The following is a 22,591-nucleotide window of genomic DNA, read 5'->3' on the forward strand; positions in this document are numbered from 1 at the left end:
AATCAATGCCCGGGCGTTACTTCCAGAAGCCAACGGCGAAGGCTTGAGGGTTTTTAACAATCGCACCTACGCTGAAGTGGCCGATGGCGATTTTGTCCATGTCGCCGTGGACCCCGAGACGGGACTGCATCGGGCCCGACGGCCAAGTGAGTTGCTTTTGGGGCCGGTGATGCTGCGTGACGCCGATAGCGGTTTTTGGTACCCGCGTACGGTCGTTGAGCCAACTACCCGAGCGCAGGTTCGAAGCTACCTTCCGAAAGCGACCGATCAACACGCGGATGACTTTATCGCCCGGTTTGGTGACAAGGATGTGGCAGATGTGGAACTCAAGCGGATTCAGCTTGGGCTACTGCAACTGGACTACGAACACGTCAGCATCCCGGACCACCAAAATCGCATTCTAGGGAAACATGGCGTAGATGAGGCGTTTGCCATGTGGAGTACGCTGCGCAAATTGTACAAGTGGAAAAGTAAGCCTGATCAGCGGGTCTACAGCGATGGGCGGCTATCGGGTTTCAAGCTGGATATCAATCTCACGCTATGGCCAGTCGATAAGCTGCTTTCATTGAAATTCAACTCAGTCGTTTCTCTCACGTTAAGAGGTCATGCGCCGCTGAACCCTGAGGTGTTTTTTGCGCAATTTCCCAACATTGAAAGTCTGACGGTCACAAGCCAGATGATCACCAGAAGTACCTCCGATGCCTCTATGTATGAGCATGCTTACTCAAGATTCGATCTGGGTTCGCGCTTTGCCGAGCAATTAGCGAGGCTCCCCCGTTTACGAGAGTTGAACCTGCAGGATTGTGATTTTCAGGATGACTTTTCGCTGAGGGGCATGACCAGGCTGCAGGTGTTGAGGCTAGGAAAAATACAGGCGGCGAGGCTGAATCATTATCCCGACGACTTGCGCGCTCGGTTGTCTCTTCAACACCCGAGCGTTGTTTTGCTAACGGATCCTGACATCTCCGGGATGACCGAGTTGCGCGTGTTGGACCTGACAGGCTCCGGAATACACCGAATCCCTATCGGGCTTGATGCCGACAACGGGCCGTCAAGGCTGGAGGTATTGCGACTGAGCGACAACGCGTTTTCTGTTGCACCTTCACTTAAAGCAATGACTGCGTTGCAGGAGCTGGATCTTTCCAACATGAGGTTGGAAAAGTTTCCGGACGGCATCACCGATAAGATTCCCGGGAAAGTGTTGAATCTGGCGAACAATCGAATTGCCGCGATCCCGGAATCCATCGAACTCAGAGCGGGCTTCAGTCTCAGCGGCAATCCCATCACGGATCCGGCTTCCCTGCGGCGTCTGATACATGCGCGTATAAAAACAGGCGCCGACATCTGGCTGGGAGAGGAAAGTGCTGATCGGTCGGCAAACCTGTGGCTGCGAAATGTGCCGCCATTGGAATTACCTGAAAAACTGAAGCTCTGGGACAGCTTCGGCGGTGCAGCAAGTGACGTGATCAATGGGATTCGGAAACTGAGTCGTACGCCTGAATTTCACGTCGAGCATCCGCTTTTGCAGCGGCGGGTGTGGTGGTTTCTGGATGCCTATACGAAGGCTGAGCCAAGCGAACAGGCAAGGATGAGGGACATTCTGCTCAATGAACCCAGCCCCGGAAAAATGCTCGACAGGCTTGAAGCACAAATACGGGAATATGACTCGGGGCGGCAAAATCAGCCCCTGCATCATTTACCCAAACGTCCGAAGCTTGATTAACGCCGGGCTGAACACCTCGGCGATTGGTGTAAAAGCGGGAATCCCTGACCTGCCTGTATCAGGGTTCCCAAAACGGGTGGACTTCGCTGTGAGCGTCGGTCCGGTGTAAAGAGGGAACCCCCGGCCTGCCTGTACCAAGGATCCCAAAAGGGTGGGCTCGTCGCGTTGCGGTATGAGCCCGGTGTAAAGAGGGGAATCCCCGGCCTGCCTGTACCAAGGTCCCCGAAACGGGTGGTGAATCGAATCACCTGTAAGGGTTATTGCAGGGGGCGTGCCAGGTTTTAATGTGTTGAAACAAAAAATCTGATCAGAAACACGAAAGCCCCGGGATTCGGGGCTTCGTGCATTTGGGTAGTTGATTTTTCAGTGGTTTCAGAAGCGAATGTGGCGATGCGGCTGTGCGCGATCGCGGGTCATTGTGCATTGATGCGGTGCACGGCGTTCCGATGAGGGGCTGGATTTTGAATTCACAACAGCCCTCAAGCGAACAAACCGTTAACCCTCATCCCCCTCATCATCATCGCCACCATCGACCTTCATGCCCAATTCCTTTATTTTGCGCGTCAGGGTATTGCGCCCCCAACCGAGCAAAACCGCGGCATCACGCCGGCGCCCGGCGGTGTGCTTCAGGGCCGTCTCGATCATGATTCGCTCAAACGCCGGCACCGCACTGTCGAGCAGGCTCGACTGACCGCGCGCCAGCGCCTGATCGGCCCACTGACGCAACGCCTGCTCCCAATTGGTCACTGGCGCCGAGTCCTGCGGCAGGTTCAGTAGCTCCGGCGGCAGGTCGCTGATGTGTACTTCGCGCCCGGAGGCCATCACGGTGATCCAGCGGCAGGTGTTTTCCAACTGCCGCACGTTGCCGCCCCACGGCAGGTTTTTCAGGTATTCCTCAGTCTCGCTCTTCAGCAGTTTCGGCTCGACCGCCAATTCCTGCGCGGCACGGCTGAGAAAATGCTTGGCCAGGGTCGGGATGTCTTCACGACGGTCCGACAGGCGCGGGATGTGGATACGGATCACGTTGAGGCGATGGAACAAGTCCTCACGGAATTTCCCGGCGTGTACCAGGGTTTCCAGATTCTGGTGTGTCGCGGCGATGATGCGCACGTCGACCTTGACCGGCACATGCCCGCCCACGCGATAGAACTCGCCATCCGCCAGAACCCGCAGCAGACGGGTCTGGGTATCCGCCGGCATGTCGCCGATTTCATCAAGAAACAGCGTGCCGCCGTCAGCCTGTTCGAAACGCCCGCGACGCAAATTCGCCGCGCCGGTGAACGCGCCTTTTTCATGGCCGAACAGTTCGGACTCCATCAGATCCTTGGGGATCGCCGCCATGTTCAGCGCAATGAACGGCGAGGCCGCGCGCGGGCTGTGGCGGTGCAGGGCGTGGGCGACCAGTTCTTTGCCGGTGCCGGATTCGCCATTGATCAGCACGGTGATGTTGGAGTGGCTCAAGCGACCGATGGCGCGAAACACTTCCTGCATCGCCGGCGCTTCGCCGATGATTTCCGGGGTGCGGGTCAAAGCAGGCACGACTTCCAGGCCTTGCTGTTCTTGCGCATGCTGATTGGCACGCTTGACCAGCGACACGGCCTCATCAACGTCGAACGGCTTTGGCAGATACTCGAACGCGCCGCCCTGATACGAGGCGACAGCGCTGTCCAGATCGGAGTGAGCGGTCATGATGATGACCGGCAACCGTGGGTGCTGTTCGCGAATCCGCGCCAGCAGATCCAGACCGCTGGCACCGGGCATGCGAATGTCGGAAATGATCACGTCCGGCTGCTGACGGGCCAAGCGACTCATCACGCCATCGGCGCTGTCGAAGCTCTGGGTGGTCATGCCTTCCTGCTGCAAGGCCTTTTCCAGCACCCAACGGATAGAACGGTCGTCATCGACGATCCACACGGTTTCACTACGGCTCATGTCGATGTGGCTCCTTGTTCCAGTGGCAGAAAGATCGAGAAGGTGGTGTGGCCTGGATGGCTGTCACACTCGATCAGGCCCTGGTGCTGGCTGATGATGTTCTGGGTAATGGCCAGGCCCAGCCCGGTACCGTCCGGGCGACCGCTGACCATGGGAAAGAAAATGGTTTCTTGAAGTTCCGCCGGGATCCCCGGACCGTTGTCGATGATCTCGATCTTGGTCACCAGACGATGGCGGACGTGGCCGATGGTGAACTGGCGCATGGTTCGGGTGCGCAGGCTGATGCGGCCCAGGCGCAGCTCGTTCTGGCTGCTGATCGCCTGCATCGCGTTGCGCACGATGTTCAACACCGCCTGAATCATTTGCTCGCGGTCGATCAAGACGTCGGGAATGCTTGGGTCGTAATCGCGCACCAAGGTGATGCAGCCCTGACTTTCGGCTTCAACCAGTTGGCAAACGCGCTCCAGCACTTCGTGGACGTTGCACATGGCCAGCGACGGCAGCTTGTTCGAGCCGAGCATGCGGTCGACCAGATTGCGCAGGCGGTCGGCCTCTTCAATGATCACGTTGGTGTAATCGCGCAGGCTGTCTTCCGGCAGCTCGCGGGCCAGCAGTTGCGCGGCGCCACGGATACCGCCGAGCGGATTCTTGATTTCATGGGCGAGACCGCGCACCAGCATCTTGCTGGTTTCCTGCTTGGACAGCTGCGCCTCTTCCTTGGTGATCCGCAGCAAGCGGTCACGCGGATGAACCTCCAGCAGGAGCATGGTCGCGCCGTTGCTGAGGATCGGCGTCACCGCGTAATCCACGGTCAAGGTCTGGCCGGTGAGGGCGGTGAGCATCGCTTCGCGTTTGGTAAACGGGTGCGCCTGCTCTACCGCTTGGCGCAACGAATTCAGCGCCTCGGTGGATTCGGTAAACAGCTCGCTGATGAATTGCCCATGGCTACGCTGCCCGCTGATGGCGAGCAGCATCTCCGCCGCCGGGTTCATGTACTCGAGGCGCAATTCGGCGTCGAGCAGGATGGTGGCGGTGGTCAGGTTGTCGAGCAGCAAACGGTGGATTGCGTCGCTAATAGTCATCGGAGCCTCTTTTGGGGGCGGAGCGTGCGCAAATAACAAGCGTCGGTGAACTGAAAATGCAAAAACCAAACCAAGGCTCTGAAAAGAAGCGTTCAACGCCTGAAACAGGCGTTTGACGCTCGTTTGAGTGGCAGGGTGCCAGCTCGAACGGGAAGTTTCGAACCAAAATGGGTTGGATTGTGGGTACGGTGCAATCTATTGCACCAATATAGTGCGCAAAGCTGAACGGCGTTAGAAGAAACGCAGGAAGGGATTTTTCGGCTCTTCGGGTTTGTCTTTCAACGGGCATTCCGGACGTACGCCGTAGTCGTCGGCGACGCAGGGTTTGACCTGGCGTTTCTGCGCGAGAGAGATGCGCAGCATGTGGAACGGCTGGTTGGCGGTGCGTTCGACGGTGCGGCCCTCGGCATCGAGTATTTCCACGGACAGGTTATGGCTGCCACGATCAATGTTGTTCAGCGGGAACACCGGACTCAGACCGGGTTCGCCGGTGGCTTGGCCATCCAGCAACAGGCGATAACGGTGGCCGCGTTGCAGGCCGGGTTCGCTGGTGACGCTGACGATGATCTCGCCGGCACTGCTGCGAATTGTGGCATCGGGTTCGGGCACCAGAATGCGCAGCATGTCGTAGTGGAACGGTGGTTGTTCCGGGGATTTTTTTGCGGTGGTGATCGGCGCAGCGGCGCCGGGGTTGGCCGACATGCGATTGCTGGTCGCGATCGGTACGCGCTTGGCGTTGCTGCGGGGCTGGTCGGTGTAGACACGATTGCCCTGAGCATCGGTATAGGTGAAGACCTCTGCTGAGGCTTGCAGCATCAGCAGCGCCAGCACGACGAACAAGCTTGCGCGGATCATGGCTTGTGTACCCGCTGTACGCTGAGAGGTACTGGCGGGCTCTGCTGGATGACCGTTTGCCCGTCAATCACCTGCACCGCTAAACGATGTTCGCCGCGATCTACGTTTACCAGTTGCAGGATTGGCACGTTGCTCGGCTGACCGTAAGGCTCATCGTCCAATACCAGCCTTAATTGATGGGGCGGTCGAAGGCGCGGCTTGATCAGCACATTGACGGTGAAGGTGCCGTTGTTGGCGCGCAATGCTTCTTCGGTGGGCAGTCCGGCGAGTTCAAGAATGTCATAGGCGTTGGGCGCAGGTTCACGGTTGTCGGTTTCGGGCGCGGGTGGTGCGCTGGGCGCCTGAGGCTCGACCCGATTGAGCGGCGGCAATTCCACCGGTTGTGCCTGCACGCCGTCCGGCGAGTGATCGCTGTACACCGTGTGGCCGTTGGCATCGGTGTATTTGTAGATCTGCGCGGCGGCGGGCAGGGCGATCATCAGCAATAGAATGTAGAGAAAGGTGCGACCCATGAAATCGACCGGGATTGAAAGCGATGGGGTGCAGCATAGGACAGGTGTGGCGGTTGGCCCAACCCTGCACACATCCAGAGATCATTCATACACCACAATTGATCGTTCCCACGCTCTGCGTGGGTACGCCTCAAGGGACGCTCCGCGTCCAGTGACGCGGAGCGTCACGGGCTGCATTCCCACGCGGAGCGTGGGAACGATCAGCATCACGTCATAAATGGCAGGCAATAAAAAAGGCCTCCCGAAGGAGGCCTCTTTTTGTCACGCCGAAAAACGCGGCGCTACCGGATCAGCAGCTGTAGTACAGCTCATATTCCAGTGGGTGTACGAAGGTGCGAACCTTGATTTCTTCTTCCGATTTCAGCGCGATGTAAGCGTCGATGAAGTCGTCGGAGAATACGCCGCCCTTGGTCAGGAACGCGCGGCCCTTGTCCAGCTCTTCCAGGGCTTCTTTCAAGCTGCCGCAAACTTGCGGGATCTCTTTCGCCTCTTCAGGCGGCAGGTCGTACAGGTTTTTGTCAGCAGCGTCGCCTGGGTGGATCTTGTTCTGGATACCGTCCAGACCGGCCATCAGCAGTGCTGCGAAGGCCAGGTAAGGGTTGGCAGCCGGATCCGGGAAGCGGGCTTCGATACGGCGGGCTTTCGGGCTCGACACGTAAGGAATACGGATCGAAGCGGAACGGTTGCGAGCCGAGTAGGCCAGCATCACCGGAGCTTCGAAGCCTGGTACCAGACGCTTGTAGGAGTTGGTCGCCGGGTTGGTGAAGCCGTTCAGGGCCTTACCGTGCTTGATGATGCCGCCGATGAAGTACAGAGCGGTATCGGACAGGCCGGCATAACCTTCACCGGCGAAGGTGTTCTTGCCGTCTTTCCAGATCGACATGTGCACGTGCATGCCCGAACCGTTGTCGCCGTACAGTGGCTTCGGCATGAAGGTCGCGGTGCGACCGTAAGCGTCAGCAACGTTGTGCACAACGTACTTCAGGGTTTGGGTTTCGTCGGCTTTCTTCACCAGGGTGTTGAACTTGACGCCGATTTCGTTCTGGCCGGCAGTCGCCACTTCGTGGTGGTGAACTTCGACGGTCAGGCCCATTTCTTCCAGTGCGTTGCACATGGAGGTACGGATTTCGTGGTCGTGGTCGAACGGCGGAACCGGGAAGTAGCCACCTTTGACGCCTGGACGGTGCCCCTTGTTGCCGCCTTCGATGTCCTGGTCGGACATCCACGAACCTTGCTCGGAGTAGATCTTGAACATCGAGCCGGAGATGTCCGACTTGAATTTCACCGAGTCAAAGATGAAGAATTCTGGCTCAGGACCGGCGAACACGGTGTCACCGATACCGGTGGCTTTCAGGTGTTCTTCGGCACGCTTGGCGATCGCACGTGGGTCGCGGTCGTAGCCTTGCATGCTCGAAGGTTCGATGATGTCGCACACCAGGATCAGGGTGGCGTCTTCGGTGAACGGGTCGAGAACGGCAGTTTCGTCAACCGGCATCAGGATCATGTCGGAGGCTTCGATGCCTTTCCAGCCAGCGATGGAGGAACCGTCGAACATTTTGCCGACTTCGAAGAAGTCTTCATCCAGCGCATCGCGAGCCGGCATGGTCACGTGGTGCTGAGTGCCTTTGGTGTCCGTGAAGCGCAGATCAATCCACTTGACGTCATGATCTTTGATGAGTTGAACCGTCTTCGACATATGTCCTCCGGGTGGCTTCGGGCTTAGTAGTGGATGCCCTTAGAATTTGGGTGATGCCGGCGCGAATACTCTGCCAAGGCAACCTGCCTCACAAGGGAGCAAATTGCATGCCAGTGCCCCAGCATGGGTTTTTTGCCCCAAATTCACGCTTATAAAGGTGCAAAGCGCCTGAATGCGGAAAATCTCGCCCCCTAATGTAGCGCCACAAATCGAAAATGACCCGTTTTGGTGCATGCAAAACCTTCTGCACATTAACTGGTTAAACCTTGAGCAATTTCCGCTATAATCCGCGCCCCCCTTTTTCGGCTGGCCGTTCGCGCGCTGTTTTCATGAAACTAATCGTAAAAGTCTTCCCCGAGATCACCATCAAAAGCCGACCTGTCCGGACGAAATTCATCCGCCAGTTGGCCAAGAACATCCGCACCGTGCTCCGCGACCTGGACCCGGCCGTGGTGGTGAACGGTGTGTGGGACAATCTCGAACTGGAAACCCGCGTTACCGATCCCAAAGCCTTGAAAGAGATGGGCGAGCGCCTGACCTGCATGCCGGGCATCGCGCACTTTCTGCAGATCGACGAGTACCCGCTGGGCGACTTCGACGACATCACCGAGAAGTGCAAACAGCACTACGGCGATGCACTGGCCGGGAAGATTTTCTCGGTGCGTTGCAAGCGTGCCGGCAAGCACGCATTCAGCTCGATGGATGTCGAAAAATACGTCGGCAGCAAGCTGCGCCGTGAGTGCGGTGCCGCCGGGATCGACCTGAAAGCGCCGGAAATCGAAGTCCGCATCGAAGTTCGCGACAAACGGTTGTTTGTGATCCACAGCCAGCACAACGGTATCGGCGGTTACCCGCTCGGCGCCCTTGAGCAGACGCTGGTATTGATGTCCGGCGGCTTTGACTCGACCGTTGCGGCCTACCAGATCATTCGCCGCGGCCTGATGACGCACTTCTGCTTCTTCAATCTGGGCGGGCGTGCCCATGAATTGGGCGTGATGGAAGTCGCGCATTTCATCTGGAAGAAGTACGGCAGCTCGCAACGCGTGCTATTTGTCAGTGTTCCGTTCGAAGAAGTGCTGGGCGAAATTCTCGGCAAAGTCGATAACAGTCATATGGGCGTCGTATTGAAGCGTATGATGTTGCGCGCGGCCTCCAATATCGCCGACCGCCTGCAGATCGAGGCGCTGGTCACCGGCGAGGCGATCTCCCAGGTGTCGAGCCAGACGCTGCCGAACCTGTCGGTGATCGACTGCGTGACCGACAAACTGGTCCTGCGTCCGCTGATCGTGGCGCACAAGCAGGACATCATCGACACGGCCAACGAGATCGGCACTGCCGATTTCGCCCGGCACATGCCGGAATACTGCGGGGTCATTTCGGTCAATCCGAAAACCGCCGCCAAACGCGGTCGTGTTGAACACGAAGAGAAAGAATTCGACATGGCAGTCCTCGAGCGTGCGCTCGAAAACGCCAAACTGGTGCCGATCGATCGGGTGATCGACGAATTGGGCCAGGACGTACAGATTGAAGAAGTCAGCGAAGCACTGGCCGGCCAGATCGTGATCGACATCCGTCACCCGGATGCCGCCGAGGATGAGCCGCTGGAACTCGCTGGCGTAGAAGTACAGACGATGCCGTTCTACGCAGTGAACGCTCGTTTCAAGGAGCTGGATCCGACTCGCCAGTACCTGCTGTATTGCGACAAAGGCGTGATGAGTCGCCTGCATGCTCACCATTTGCTCAGTGAGGGGCATGCCAATGTGCGCGTTTATCGACCGAGCTAAGTGCCCGGGGCTGTTTGCCTGTGGCCTGCGTCACCGGCCCCCCGACACCGCCGTCAAGCTGTAACGGCCATGCCGGACACTACTGCTAATCGCTGCCAAGACTTGTCAGCAAACCGAATCCTCTGATCGAGATACACAAGTGATCGAAAATCTACGCAACATCGCCATCATCGCCCACGTTGACCATGGTAAAACCACCCTGGTAGACAAACTCCTGCGTCAATCCGGCACCCTGGAACGCAACGAGCTCAACGACGAGCGCGTGATGGACTCCAACGACCAGGAAAAAGAGCGCGGTATTACCATTCTGGCGAAAAACACCGCCATCAACTGGAACGGCTACCACATCAACATCGTGGACACCCCGGGCCACGCCGACTTCGGCGGCGAAGTTGAACGCGTAATGTCGATGGTTGACTCCGTTCTGCTGCTGGTTGACGCTCAAGACGGCCCTATGCCGCAAACTCGTTTCGTGACCAAGAAGGCTTTCGAAGCCGGCCTGCGTCCAATCGTGGTAATCAACAAGGTTGACCGTCCAGGCGCGCGTCCGGACTGGGTTCTGGATCAGATCTTCGACCTGTTCGACAACCTCGGTGCTACCGAAGAACAACTGGACTTCCAAGTTGTTTACGCTTCGGCCCTGAACGGTATTGCCGGTCTGGATCACACCGCCATGGCGGAAGACATGACCCCGCTGTACCAAGCGGTAGTCGACCACGTTCCGCCTCCGGCCGTTGACCGTGACGGTCCGTTCCAGATGCAGATCTCCGCTCTGGACTACAACAGCTTCCTGGGTGTTATCGGTGTTGGCCGTATCGCTCGTGGTCGCGTCAAGCCGAACACCCCGGTTGTCGCTATCAGCGCCGACGGCAAGCGCCGCAACGGTCGTATCCTGAAGCTGATGGGTCACCACGGTCTGCACCGCATTGACGTTGAAGAAGCAGCAGCCGGCGACATCGTCTGCATCAGCGGCTTCGACGAGCTGTTCATCTCCGACACTCTGTGCGATATCAACACCGTCGAGGCGATGAAGCCGCTGACCGTTGACGAGCCAACCGTTTCCATGACCTTCCAGGTAAACGACTCGCCATTCTGCGGTAAAGAAGGCAAGTTCGTGACCTCCCGTAACATCAAGGATCGTCTGGACAAAGAGCTGCTGTACAACGTTGCACTGCGCGTTGAAGAAGGCGACTCGGCTGACAAGTTCAAGGTTTCCGGCCGTGGTGAGCTGCACCTCTCGGTACTGATCGAAACCATGCGTCGCGAAGGCTTCGAGCTGGCCCTGGGCCGTCCTGAAGTGATCATCCGTGAAGTTGACGGCGTGAAGCAGGAACCGTTCGAAAACGTAACCATCGACATCCCTGAAGAATCGCAGGGCAAGGTCATGGAAGAGATGGGTCTGCGTAAGGGCGACCTGAGCAACATGGTGCCGGATGGCAAGGGCCGTGTTCGTCTGGAATACAACATCCCTGCTCGCGGTCTGATCGGTTTCCGTAACCAGTTCCTGACCCTGACCAACGGTGCTGGCATCCTGACCTCGATCTTCGACCGTTACGCTCCAGTGAAGTCGGGCCACATGTCCGGCCGTCAGAACGGCGTTCTGGTTTCGGTTGAAACCGGTAAGGCACTGACCTACTCGCTGGAAACCCTGCAGGCTCGTGGCAAGCTGTTCGTAGAACACGGCCAGGAGATCTACAACGGTCAAATCGTTGGTCAGAACAGCCGCGACAACGACCTGGGTGTAAACCCAACCAAAGGCAAGAAGCTCGACAACATGCGTGCTTCGGGTAAAGACGAAACCATCGCTCTGGTACCACCTGTTCGCTTCACCCTGGAACAGGCTCTGGAATACATCCAGGAAGACGAGCTGTGCGAAGTTACTCCTAAGTCCATCCGTCTTCGCAAGAAGATCCTGGACGAAAGCGAGCGTACCCGCGCTGCCAAGAAAGCCAAGGCGTAATTTAGCCCGCGCTTGAAAAAACGCCCCCGGTCGCGAGACCGGGGGCGTTTTTGTTTGTCTGCGATCAACAGCGAAGCAATGGGCAAATCAAGCGTCGAACCAGCGAAACGCGAGGAAGGTTTCCGCGATCTTGCGCAGTACAGCCTTGTCCGCTTTGTTGGCTATGCCATCGCCGTTCACATCGGAGTTAGTGAAGGAGTCGAGGCTGCCGTCATTGTCACCATCGTACGCGGCTGCGCGTCGGATCTTGATGGGTTTGCCGAGCTCGCCATCGTCTTCACTGAATTGAAGCGTGACCACATTGGGTGTGCCGTCCTGATGATAGTCGGTTGCGCCAATTTTCAGATAGCGCTCCCAGTTATCGCCGGCATTGAACCAGTTGAGCTGCAGGAAGACCTCGGCAAAGGCCGTGAGTAGCAACTGATCCTGAAAATTCTGCAGTCCGTCGCTGTTGATATCACCCGCGAAGCCGAACTCAATGCAGCCATCGGCGGACATATCCAGTGCAAAAGCTTCGTGGACGAGGTTGGCAGAGCCATTGTGGAAGTGCAGCTGCACGGCATCGGCTTTGCCGTTACCGCTACGATCCTGGGCTGTCACTTTTAAATAACGCATGAGCATCTTCTCTGAGGGAGTGATGCTCCACACTAGTGTTGGGGAGAGATACTTTCTGTCGGGTGAATGCTTGATAAAGCATAGGAAATTGCGACAAGCGGGTATGGTCGAGTTACCCGTTCCTGTAAGAACAATCTACGGATGGCACTTTCAGTACGGAGCTCGCCTTTGGCCAACTCCGGGGTTGGGTCAGAACCGCTCGATCGCCCGGAAATTCTGCTCGCGCACCACCTCCTTTGGCTTGTACGCGCAATACCCAGGCCGCGGCCCGATCTTCGGGTGATTGCGGCAGGTATCCGGGCGCTTGTCATAAATGGTGCACAAGCGGCTCTTACGATCCAGGTAGTAGCAATCGTTGTTGCTCATGCGCTGCAAGGTGAAGATGCCGGACTTCTGGTTGAAGCGTTCGACCAGGCCTTCCTTTTGCAGGCGCTTGGCGATGTTCTTCGGCGGATCGCCCAGTTCGAACTCGTCGACCACACCGATGCGCACCAGATCCTTGATCTTCACCTCGACCGGCAGCGTGCAGCAGCTGGACACGCAGGAACCGCACATTGGGGCTGAGTATTTCGCCCACGTATCGAGACGATCGATCTCAGCGGCGGCAATCAGGTTGGGCTTCATCATCGGGAGTTACCAGGCGTGTGTGCATCAAGGCGCGCGATCATACCGGGACTGGTGGATTTTTGAACAACCTTTCGCCAGATTTTTTCTGCATACAGGCACATTGCCGGACAATTCGGCACGGCCCCTGCATTCATTAGCTCACTCGCCAAGGTAATGCCGGGCTATCTCACAGTCTCAGGAAATACTGCCGAACCAGAGCCCTCACCGTCGGTCAGACCGTCTAGGCTCAGACAATTCCCGCTCGCTCGAGGTCCTATTGATGACTCAAGAACCACTAGTTCGCGAAGCAGAGGTGGCCGCATTCCGCGACGCCGTCCTGACCAAGCTCACCTACGCGGTGGGCAAGGACCCCGATCACGCCTTCGACCATGACTGGTTCGAAGCCATTGCGTTGGCGGCGCGTGATCACATGGTCGAACACTGGATGGACCACACCCGGCAGATCTACCGCAAAGGTCAGAAACGGGTGTATTACCTCTCGCTGGAATTTCTTATCGGCCGCTTGCTCTATGACAGCCTGAGCAACCTAGGTCTGCTCGACGTCGCCCGTGAAGCATTGACTGAGCTCGGTGTCGATCTGGAGCGCATCCGCTTGCTGGAGCCCGATGCGGCGCTCGGCAATGGCGGCCTCGGGCGTCTGGCGGCGTGCTTCATGGAAAGCATGTCGACCCTCGGCATTGCCGGCCACGGTTATGGCATTCGTTATGAGCACGGCTTGTTCCGTCAGGCCATCGTCGACGGCTGGCAGCAGGAGCAGACCGAGCACTGGCTGGATTTCGGTAACCCGTGGGAGTTCGAACGGCCAGAAGTCGTGTACTCCATCGGCTTCGGCGGCAGCGTTGAAACCGTCACCGACATTTCCGGCAAGTCCAAACAAGTCTGGTCGCCGGCGGAAACCGTCCGCGCCATTGCTTATGACACGCCGGTGGTCGGCTGGCGCGGGGCGAGCGTCAACACCTTGCGGCTGTGGCGTGCTCGCGCCATGGAAGATTTGCACCTGGAGCGTTTCAACGCTGGCGACCACTTGGGTGCCGTCGCCGAGGTTGCCCGCGCGGAAAGTATCTCCCGCGTGCTCTACCCGGCGGACAGCACTGAAGCAGGGCAGGAGCTGCGCCTGCGCCAGGAATACTTCTTTGTCGCTGCTTCCTTGCAGGATTTGCTGCGCCGTCACCGCAACATGCACACCTCGGTGCTGACCCTGGGCGATCACGCGGCGATCCAGCTCAACGATACGCACCCTTCGATTGCCGTCGCCGAACTGATGCGCCAACTGGTCGACGTCTATGACGTGGCGTGGGATGCCGCGTGGCAAGTGACCGTCGACACGCTGTCATACACCAACCACACGCTGCTGCCGGAAGCACTGGAAACCTGGCCTGTGGGCTTGATGGAACGCATGCTGCCACGGCACATGCAGATCATTTACCTGATCAACGCGCAGCACATCGACTCGCTGCGGGCCAAAGGCATTCACGATTTCGACGTACTGCGCGCGGTGTCGCTGATCGAAGAAGACAACGGTCGCCGGGTACGCATGGGCAACCTCGCTTTCCTCGGTTCGCACAGCGTCAATGGCGTGTCTGGCTTGCACACGCAACTGATGCGCAAAACCGTATTCGCCGAACTGCACAAGCTCTACCCGGGGCGGATCAACAACAAAACCAACGGCATTACCTTCCGCCGCTGGCTGTATCAGGCCAACTCGGAACTGACTTCGATGCTGGTCGATGCGCTCGGCCCGGATCTATTGGATAACCCCGAAGAGCGTCTGCTCGATCTTGAGCCGTTCGCCGAAAAAACCGCGTTCCGCAAAGCTTTCGCCGAACAGCGCCTGCACAGCAAAAAAGCTCTGGCCTATCTGATTCACGAACGCTTGGGCATCGCGGTCAACCCGGCGGCGATGTTCGACGTGCAGGTCAAACGGATCCACGAATACAAACGCCAGTTGCTCAACCTGATGCACACCGTGGCGCTGTATCAGGCGATCCGCGCCGAGCCGGAAGTCGACTGGGTGCCACGGGTGAAAATCTTCGCCGGCAAGGCGGCGGCGAGTTATCACCAGGCCAAACTGATCATCAAGCTGACCAACGACATCGCCCGGGTGGTGAATAACGACCCGACGGTGCGCGGCTTGCTGAAAGTGGTGTTCCTGCCCAACTACAACGTCAGCCTGGCGGAGAGCATTATTCCGGCGGCGGACTTGTCCGAGCAGATTTCCACCGCAGGCTTCGAGGCGTCAGGCACCAGTAACATGAAGTTCGGCCTCAACGGCGCGCTGACCATCGGCACGCTGGACGGTGCAAACGTGGAAATGTGCGAACGCATCGGCGCCGAGCACATGTTCATCTTCGGCCTCAGCGCCCAGCAGGTCGAAGCGCGCAAACAGAACCACGAGTTCAGCGCAGTGCCGGACATCGCCGCGTCCCATCGTCTGAACGATGTGCTGCAAGCGATTCGCGGCGGGGTGTTCTCGCCGGATGACACCTCGCGTTATACCGGGCTGATCGATTCGCTGGTGGATTACGACCGCTTCCTGGTCTGCGCTGACTTCGACTCCTACTGGGAAGCGCAGAAACGCGTTGAAGCGCATTGGCACGATTCCAACAACTGGTGGCGTTCAGCGGTGCTCAACACGGCGCGGATGGGCTGGTTCTCCTCGGATCGGACGATTCGCGAGTACGCAACGGATATCTGGAAAGCGCTGGAGTAACTTTCCGTTCGGCTCGATATAATCGCGTGCCGGAAAAGATCGCAGCCTTCGGCAGCTTCTACACAGGTGTTCGCATAACCCTGTAGGAGCTGCCGAAGGCTGCGATCTTTTTGGGTCAGGCTGCGCTAATCTTCCCGGATTGGCCTTTGCGCTTAGGGATATCGACCATGCAATGGATGTTCATGTTGATCGGGCTGGTGCTCGGCTGGCTGCTCGACGAGTCGTTCAGTGACGCGCTGTTGGGCGCGTTGTTGGGGCTGGCAATCGGGCAGACGATCCGCATCGCTCGGCTTGGCTCGCTGGCGGCGGCGCAACAGCAGCAACTTGAGCAGGCGAAGGTTGCTTTGCAGGGCGTCGAACAGCGCCTGTTTCTGCTCGAAGGCGTGCCCCTTCATGCTGCGCCGCCACCGACTTCGGCGCCGGCCGCCGAATCTGTCGTCGAACCGCTCAAAGCAGTCGAAGAAGCCCCGGCCCCCGAACTGGTCTGGGAACTGCCGCCCGAACTCGAACCGATTTCCGCCGTCGCCAGCGAAACCAGTCAACCGCTGCCTGCTGATGTGTGGCGCCTCGATGCCGTCACGCCCGAACCGTCAAAACCCGCCGAACCCCGTGGCCCGAACCTCATCGAGCGCGGCATCAATGCTGCGCGTAACTGGCTGTTCGGCGGCAACACCGTGCTGCGCGTTGGCGTGGTGTTGTTGTTTTTCGGTCTGGCGTTCCTGCTGCGCTACGCCACCGAAGGCATGATCGTGCCGATCGAGTTGCGTTACGCCGGTGTCGCGGCGGCCGCGTTGGGCTTGCTCGCGCTGGGTTGGTGGCTGCGCCGGCGCAACAGCAATTACGCGTTGATGCTGCAAGGCACCGGGATCGCGGTGCTGTACCTGACGGTGTTTGCGGCGATGCGCCTGCACCCGTTGCTCGATCCGTCGGCCGCGCTGGGACTGCTGGTGGCGGTGACGATTTTCTCGGCGATTCTCGCCATTACCCAAGACGCCTTGGGGCTTGCCGCAGCGGCGGCGCTGGGCGGTTTTGCCGCGCCGATCCTGACTTCGACCGGCGCCGGCAACCACGTCGCGCTGTTCAGTTATTTCGCGCTGCTCAACGCCGGCATTCTCGCCATCGCCTGGTTCAAGGCCTGGCGTCTGCTCAACCTGATCGGCTTCGTCGGCACCTTTGGTATCGGTTTCGCCTGGGGTTTGCGTTCGTATACGCCGGAGCTGTTGTGGAGCACCGAGCCGTTCCTGATTCTGTTTTTCCTGATGTACCTCGCCATCGGCCTGCTGTTCGCCCGGCGCAAATTGCTCGACATGCCGGACGCGCCGGCGGCGGACGACCGCGAGGCGTTGCTGCACTGGTCTGCGCGCAAGGGCGATTACGTCGACGGCACGATGCTGTTCGGCCCGCCGATCATTGGCTTCGGTCTGCAGTTTGCGCTGGTGCAGCATCTGGAGTTTGCTGCCGCTTTCAGTGCGCTGGCGTTGGGCATGATCTACATGGCGCTGGCCAAGGTGTTGATGGGCGGGCGCGCGGTGCTGCTGGGCGAAACCTGTCTGGCGCTCGGAGTGATTTTTGCCAGTCTGGCGATCCCGCTGGGGCTCGATGCGCGTTGGACCTCGGCGGCGTGGGCGGTGGAAGGCGCGGGGATTTTCTGGCTCGGTTTGCGCCAGCATCGACCGTTCGCCCGCGCGTTTGCCTTGCTGCTGCAACTGGGTTCCGCGTTAGCCTTCCTCAGTCAGTTGCGGGTCGGCGAAAGCAGTCTGCTCGACGGTGCGCCGCTGGGCGCTTTGATGCTCGGGATTGCCTTGCTGTTCAGCTTCTATCAATTGCGCAAGGCCTCGCCGCAACAGGCATCACTTTGGGAGCGTCAAGGCTTGCCGGTGTTGGCGTGCCTGGGCCTGACCTTCCTCTATCTGCTGGCGCCGCTGTTCTTCTTCGTTCAGGCCACGGCCATCAGTTGGGCGCTGGCCGGTCTGGTGACGTTGTTTGTCGGTCTGCGGATTCAATCGCGCACCTTCCTGTTCACCGCGTTTGCCGTGCAGTTGCTCGGCGGTGCGTTGTTCCTGTTGCGTCTGCAAGGCGCGGGCGAGGATTCGGCAGCGGTGTTCAGCGCCGGCTGGAGTGGCTTGCTCAGTGCTTCGCTGATCGGTCTGGCGTTGATCGCCGGCATGCTGTTGGCGGCCCGTGATGAAATGGTGCGCGGTGATGTACGTCTGCTGCGCGGATTGTCGGTGGTGCTGTTGGCTGGTCTGGTGCTGATCAATCTGGCGGTGCTGTTTGTCCTGCCATGGCAGACCGCGAGCGCGGTGTGGGCGGCCAGTGGTTTGCTGATTATCTGGTTGAGCCTGTACCTCAAGCAGCGCGTGAGTTTTGTTTTCGGTTTGTTGTTGCAAGTGATCGGTGGCGCGGCGTTTTTGCTGGCCGGTCCGGAGTTGCTCGGGCCACTGTCCAGCGAAGGTTTGAAACCGCTGGCCCATGGCGGATTCTGGACGCCGCTGGTACTGGGGCTGGCGGCGATGATCGGTGCGTGGCGCCTGCAACTGGGCAATCACGCCTCGGCATTCGATGCGTTGAGTTTGCAGCGCTTGTCCGAAGTATTGCTGGTGTGGGGCGCGGGTTGGTGGGCGCTGGCGTGGGTTAGCGAGATGCTGCGTTTTGCTGCTCCGAATTTGCAAGGCACGTTGCTGCTGTTGGTAGCAGCCGTAAGCGTGGCGGTGTGGACTGTGTTGGCGCTACGTTTGAAATGGCCGGCGCTGGGCTTGCTCTGCATCTTGCTGATTCCGGCGGCAGGTCTGGTGTTGCTCGCTGCTTGGCATTCGCGTTATCACCCGGCGACGGATTTCGGCTGGCTGGCGTGGGCGGCGGTGTTCGCCGTGCACTTCTTCAGTCTGCGGCGCCTGGCGCCGATGTTGCCGGCGCGCGCCTTGAGTACGGCGCATGTATTGGGCTGTTGGTTGCTGATTGGCGTGCTGGCGCTGGAATTGCGTTACGGGCTACTGCTGTTGTCCGAGCAATACAACGCCTGGCGTTGGTTGGGTTGGGCGATTCTGCCGAGCGTTTATCTGCTGCTGGCAGCGGCCCCGCGCTCTTGGCCGTGGCCGGTCGCAGCGTTTGCCCGCGAGTACCGCTTGTACGCCGCCGCGCCGCTGGCGGTGCTGATGCTCGCGTGGTTTTGGTTGGCGAATGGCGTCAGCGATGGCAACGCCGAACCGTTGCCGTATGTGCCGCTGCTGAACCCGCTGGAGCTGGGTCTGTTGTTTGCTTTGTTCGGCGTTTATGTCTGGTCGCGCAGTGCAGTTTCGCAGCTGTCGATTCGTCAGGACTACGCCGAATACGCGACGCAACTGATCGCCGGGGTATCGCTGTTCGCTTTCTGCACCGCGCTGGTCACCCGCGCGGCACACCATTGGGCCGGGATTCCGTTCGAGCTCGATCAACTGCTCGGCTCGATGCTGGTGCAGGCCGGATTGTCCATCGTCTGGACGTTGATGGCGCTCGGGCTGATGATCGGCGGGCATCTGCGTCATCGTCGCGAAGTGTGGTTGATCGGCGCGGCGCTGATTGCGCTGGTGGTGGCCAAACTGATTTTTGTCGAACTGAGCAACCGTGGCGGCCTTGCCCGGATCGTCTCGTTTATCGGCGTCGGCGTGTTGCTGCTGGTGGTTGGCTATTTCGCGCCGCTGCCGCCCAAACGCGTCGACGCTGACCCGGCGGCGGACAAACCGGCCCCGAACACCGAAGGAGTTTCATCTTGAGTCGCATGCGAAATCTGGGTTGGTTGGCGTTGGGCGTGGTGATGGTGGCCGGTGCTCAGGAAAAACCGGCGGACTTCGCCACGCAGGTGCCGCTGTCTGTGAGCGGCAACGGCCCGTGGTATCGCCTCGACTTACCGTTGAGCGTGCAATTGCAGGCGCGCCAGACTGATCTCAGTGACTTGCGGGTATTCAACGCCGCTGGCGAAGCGCAGGCCTACGCCTTGGCGCGCGAGTCGGCGCAGACCCGCGATGACGGCCAGTTGCACGAGGTGAAATGGTTCCCGCTGTACAACGCCGCCGACGCCAGTGAGCGCGCGCCGAATGTGCGCGTGCAATCGACCACCAACGGCACGTTGGTCGAAGTGCAGCCATCCAGCCAGTTGGAGGCGGGTGAAGAAGTGCTGCGTGGCTGGCTGCTGGATGCCAGCGCGATCAAGGCGCCGTTGCAGCAATTGATCCTCGACTGGACCAGTGAGCGCGACGGCTTTCAGCGTTTCAGCATTGAGGCCAGCGATGATTTGCAGCACTGGCAGCCGTGGGGCGAAGGTCAGGTCGCACGACTGACTTTTTCCGATGAGCGCATCGAGCAGCACGAAGTGACGTTGCCGGGGCAATCGGCGCGTTATGTGCGGCTATTGTGGGAGTCGCCGAACTCGGCGCCGATTTTGACGGCGGCACAATTGAAAAGCAGTGATCCGCGCGATTTGCCGCTGCCGTTGGTCTGGTCGCAGGCATTGGCCGGCAGCAGCACCAAGGCCGGGGAATATACCTGGCAGTTGCCGATGGGGCTGAATGTCGAACGCGTGCAGGTTGAACTCAAACAACCGAACAGTCTTGCGCCGGTGATATTGGCGGGGCGACGTGAAAGCAGCCTGCCGTGGCAGGAACTGAGCAGCGGCTTGCTCTATCGCCTGAGCCAGAATAATCAGGATGTAGTGCAGAACGAATTGCAGCTCTACGGGCAGACCGTGCAGCAGTTGAAGCTGACGGTCGATGAGCGCGGCGGTGGTCTGGGCGCGCAGGCGCCCAGCGTGAAGTACGCGGTGCGGGCGACTCAGGTGATCTTCCTTGCACGCGGAGAGGGGCCGTACAGTCTGGCGCTGGGTAATCCGACGGTGAAAACGGCGAACTTGCCGTTGGCGACGCTGATTCCGGATTTCAAGCCGCAGAAGCTGGCGTCGTTGGGCAAGGCGTCGGTGCAGGGTGAAGCGGTTGGTACGCAGACATCGACGGCGACCACAGCGGCGGTGGCGGAGACCAATTGGAAGAAGATTGGGTTGTGGGCAGTGTTGTTGTTGAGTGTGGTGTTTTTGGGGGCTATGGCGTTTAGCTTGTTGCGCAAGCCTCCAACCAACACCTGAGAATGGCTGGCGCTGCGCGCCAATCGCTGGCAAGCCAGCTCCCACAGGTTATTTGGTGTACACAAAATAGATGAACGACCGAAGTCCTTGTGGGAGCTGGCTTGCCAGCGATGACGGCCGATCAATCAACAAAAATCCTCAAACCGCCGCTATCACTCAACCACCATCCGTCCCGAACCGGTCTACGCTAAACCCGCTACCTGAACTCTCCACCGACAATCACGTCTCATGCAGGCAATTACACCCCAACGCACGTTACCGGGCGTCTTCGCTCGCTACGTTTTCAGACTCCCTGTAAACTGCGCGGGTTTTTAGCCCCCCATTCCACCGGAGCCGTCCATGTCCCGCGTTACCCTGAGTCGCTATTTGATTGAGCAGACCCGCAGCAATAACACTCCTGCCGATCTGCGTTTCCTGATCGAAGTGGTGGCGCGTGCTTGCAAAGAAATCAGCCACGCCGTGTCCAAAGGCGCCCTGGGTGGTGTTCTGGGCAGCATGGGCACTGAAAACGTCCAAGGCGAAGTGCAGAAGAAACTCGACGTGATCTCCAACGAGATCCTGCTCGAAGCCAACGAATGGGGCGGTCACCTGGCCGGCATGGCGTCCGAAGAAATGGACAATGCCTACCAGATCCCGGGCAAATACCCGAAAGGCGCCTATCTGCTGGTATTCGACCCACTGGACGGTTCGTCGAACATCGACATCAACGCCCCGGTCGGCACCATCTTCTCGGTACTGCGTTGCCCGAACGAATACCTGAGCCAGAACGAGCCGCTGAACGAAAAAGCGTTCCTGCAGCCAGGCACCCAGCAGGTTGCCGCCGGTTACGCGATCTACGGCCCGCAAACCATGCTGGTACTGACCCTCGGTGACGGCGTCAAAGGTTTCACCCTGGACCGCGAAATGGGCAGCTTCGTGCTGACCCACGAAGACATCACCATTCCTGAATCGACCCAGGAATTCGCCATCAACATGTCCAACCAGCGTCACTGGGAAGCCCCGGTACAACGCTACGTGGGCGAGCTGCTGGCCGGTGAAGAAGGTCCGCTGAAAAAGAACTACAACATGCGTTGGGTCGCGGCGATGGTTGCCGACGTACACCGCATCCTGACCCGTGGCGGTCTGTTCATGTACCCGCGCGACAGCCGTGAGCCGTCCAAGCCAGGCAAACTGCGTCTGATGTACGAAGCCAACCCGATGTCGTTCCTCGTTGAACAAGCGGGCGGCGCGTCCACCGACGGTCATCAGCGTATTCTCGACATCCAGCCTGAAGGCCTGCACCAGCGCGTAGCAGTGTTCCTCGGCTCGAAAGAAGAAGTCGCTCGCGCTACGGCTTACCACAAGGAATAAACCATGACTGCGCCCTGGCAGCCGTTGCTCGATTGGTGGTTCGGACACGCCGAATCCCCGGACGAGATTTCGGCTGACAAGGGCAAGTTGTGGTTCGGCAAGCGAGACAGCCAAGACCTCGAAGCGCGTGAGCGTTTCGGGGTCTTTGTCGATCAGGCCCTGGCCGGCGAATTGACCGAGTGGACGCAACGTCCCGAAGGTTGGCTGGCGCTGGTGCTGTTGCTCGATCAATTGCCGCGAATGATCTTTCGCGACACTCCCAAAGCGTTTTCCGGTGATCTGCGCGCGCAGAAACTCGTTGCCCAAGGCATTGCGGCGGATTTCGATCGGCAGTTGAAACCGATTCAGCGTGTATTCATTTATCTGGTGTTCGAACACTGCGAAAACCTCGCGGTGCAGAATGAGGCGGTTTCCAGATTTATCGAGCTGGTGGCTGAACAGCCGGAGTCGGAGCGGGCCGTGTTTGCGGATAATCTGGATTATGCCGAGCGGCATCAAAAGGTGATTGCGCGGTTTGGCCGGTTTCCGCATCGCAATGCGGTGTTGGGGCGGGAGTCAACGGCTGAAGAGTTGGCCTTTCTTTCCGAACCTGGGTCAAGGTTTTAAGGGCTTACCCTCACCCTAGCCCTCTC

Annotated in this window: 15 protein-coding genes; 8 read left to right on the forward strand and 7 right to left on the reverse strand. The window is 59.1% G+C overall.

The features are described 5' to 3' along the window. Positions 1 to 1,723, forward strand: a 1,723-nt coding sequence (locus tag PMI23_RS10310) for a leucine-rich repeat domain-containing protein (RefSeq protein ID WP_157279737.1), incomplete at its 5' end; no start/stop codon positions are given. 495 nt (positions 1,724 to 2,218) lie between these two features. Here PMI23_RS10310 and ntrC read toward each other — a convergent pair. The 5 genes from ntrC to glnA all read right to left on the reverse strand — a co-directional run bounded on the left by ntrC (position 2,219) and on the right by glnA (position 7,800). Continuing rightward, complete coding sequence (ntrC, locus tag PMI23_RS10315) at positions 2,219 to 3,655, reverse strand: nitrogen regulation protein NR(I) (RefSeq protein ID WP_007909238.1); 1,437 nt, start codon at positions 3,653 to 3,655, stop codon at positions 2,219 to 2,221. Beyond that, a complete protein-coding gene (gene glnL, locus PMI23_RS10320; protein ID WP_007909240.1) occupies positions 3,652 to 4,737 on the reverse strand; it encodes a nitrogen regulation protein NR(II) in 1,086 nt (361 codons plus the stop codon). The genes ntrC and glnL overlap by 4 nt, the downstream gene beginning before the upstream one ends. Before the next feature lie 231 nt (positions 4,738 to 4,968). Beyond that, positions 4,969 to 5,592 (reverse strand): DUF4124 domain-containing protein, encoded by a 624-nt coding sequence (locus PMI23_RS10325; protein WP_007909242.1) that lies wholly within the window; start codon positions 5,590 to 5,592, stop codon positions 4,969 to 4,971. Beyond that, entirely contained in the window at positions 5,589 to 6,104 is a 516-nt protein-coding gene (locus PMI23_RS10330; protein WP_007909252.1) for a DUF4124 domain-containing protein, read from the reverse strand. The genes PMI23_RS10325 and PMI23_RS10330 overlap by 4 nt, the downstream gene beginning before the upstream one ends. A 289-nt stretch (positions 6,105 to 6,393) precedes the next feature. Further along, positions 6,394 to 7,800, reverse strand: coding sequence for a type I glutamate--ammonia ligase (gene glnA / locus PMI23_RS10335; RefSeq protein ID WP_007909254.1), 1,407 nt, complete (start codon positions 7,798 to 7,800; stop codon positions 6,394 to 6,396). Positions 7,801 to 8,129: 329 nt separating this feature from the next. Here glnA and thiI point away from each other — a divergent pair, with 329 nt between their 5' ends. Next, entirely contained in the window at positions 8,130 to 9,584 is a 1,455-nt protein-coding gene (thiI, locus tag PMI23_RS10340) for a tRNA uracil 4-sulfurtransferase ThiI (protein ID WP_007909256.1), read from the forward strand. Between the two features lie 139 nt (positions 9,585 to 9,723). Continuing rightward, positions 9,724 to 11,544, forward strand: a complete 1,821-nt coding sequence (gene typA / locus PMI23_RS10345; RefSeq protein ID WP_003220792.1) for a translational GTPase TypA — start codon at positions 9,724 to 9,726, stop codon at positions 11,542 to 11,544. Between the two features lie 87 nt (positions 11,545 to 11,631). Here the strand turns inward: typA and PMI23_RS10350 are convergent, their stop codons facing one another. Continuing rightward, positions 11,632 to 12,159 carry a hypothetical protein gene (locus PMI23_RS10350; protein ID WP_007909259.1) on the reverse strand — a complete coding sequence of 176 codons (528 nt, stop codon included), beginning with the start codon at positions 12,157 to 12,159 and terminating at the stop codon, positions 11,632 to 11,634. 189 nt (positions 12,160 to 12,348) lie between these two features. Continuing rightward, positions 12,349 to 12,786, reverse strand: a complete 438-nt coding sequence (locus tag PMI23_RS10355) for a YkgJ family cysteine cluster protein (RefSeq protein WP_007909261.1) — start codon at positions 12,784 to 12,786, stop codon at positions 12,349 to 12,351. 259 nt (positions 12,787 to 13,045) lie between these two features. Between PMI23_RS10355 and PMI23_RS10360 the strand changes: the two genes are divergently transcribed. The 5 genes from PMI23_RS10360 to PMI23_RS10380 all read left to right on the forward strand — a co-directional run bounded on the left by PMI23_RS10360 (position 13,046) and on the right by PMI23_RS10380 (position 22,565). After that, positions 13,046 to 15,496: a glycogen/starch/alpha-glucan phosphorylase gene (locus PMI23_RS10360; RefSeq protein ID WP_007909262.1), complete on the forward strand. Its 2,451-nt coding sequence runs from the start codon at positions 13,046 to 13,048 to the stop codon at positions 15,494 to 15,496. 167 nt (positions 15,497 to 15,663) lie between these two features. After that, positions 15,664 to 19,248, forward strand: a complete 3,585-nt coding sequence (locus tag PMI23_RS10365) for a DUF2339 domain-containing protein (RefSeq protein ID WP_007909263.1) — start codon at positions 15,664 to 15,666, stop codon at positions 19,246 to 19,248. Beyond that, a complete protein-coding gene (locus PMI23_RS10370; RefSeq protein WP_007909264.1) occupies positions 19,245 to 20,609 on the forward strand; it encodes a DUF3999 domain-containing protein in 1,365 nt (454 codons plus the stop codon). Before PMI23_RS10365 ends, PMI23_RS10370 begins: the two co-directional genes overlap by 4 nt. Positions 20,610 to 20,948: 339 nt before the next feature. Further along, positions 20,949 to 21,959 carry a class 1 fructose-bisphosphatase gene (locus tag PMI23_RS10375; RefSeq protein WP_007909265.1) on the forward strand — a complete coding sequence of 337 codons (1,011 nt, stop codon included), beginning with the start codon at positions 20,949 to 20,951 and terminating at the stop codon, positions 21,957 to 21,959. 3 nt (positions 21,960 to 21,962) lie between these two features. Next, positions 21,963 to 22,565, forward strand: a complete 603-nt coding sequence (locus PMI23_RS10380; RefSeq protein WP_007909266.1) for a DUF924 family protein — start codon at positions 21,963 to 21,965, stop codon at positions 22,563 to 22,565. Positions 22,566 to 22,591: the final 26 nt, after the last annotated feature.

Source organism: Pseudomonas sp. GM24, assembly GCF_000282235.1.
GTDB lineage: Bacteria > Pseudomonadota > Gammaproteobacteria > Pseudomonadales > Pseudomonadaceae > Aquipseudomonas.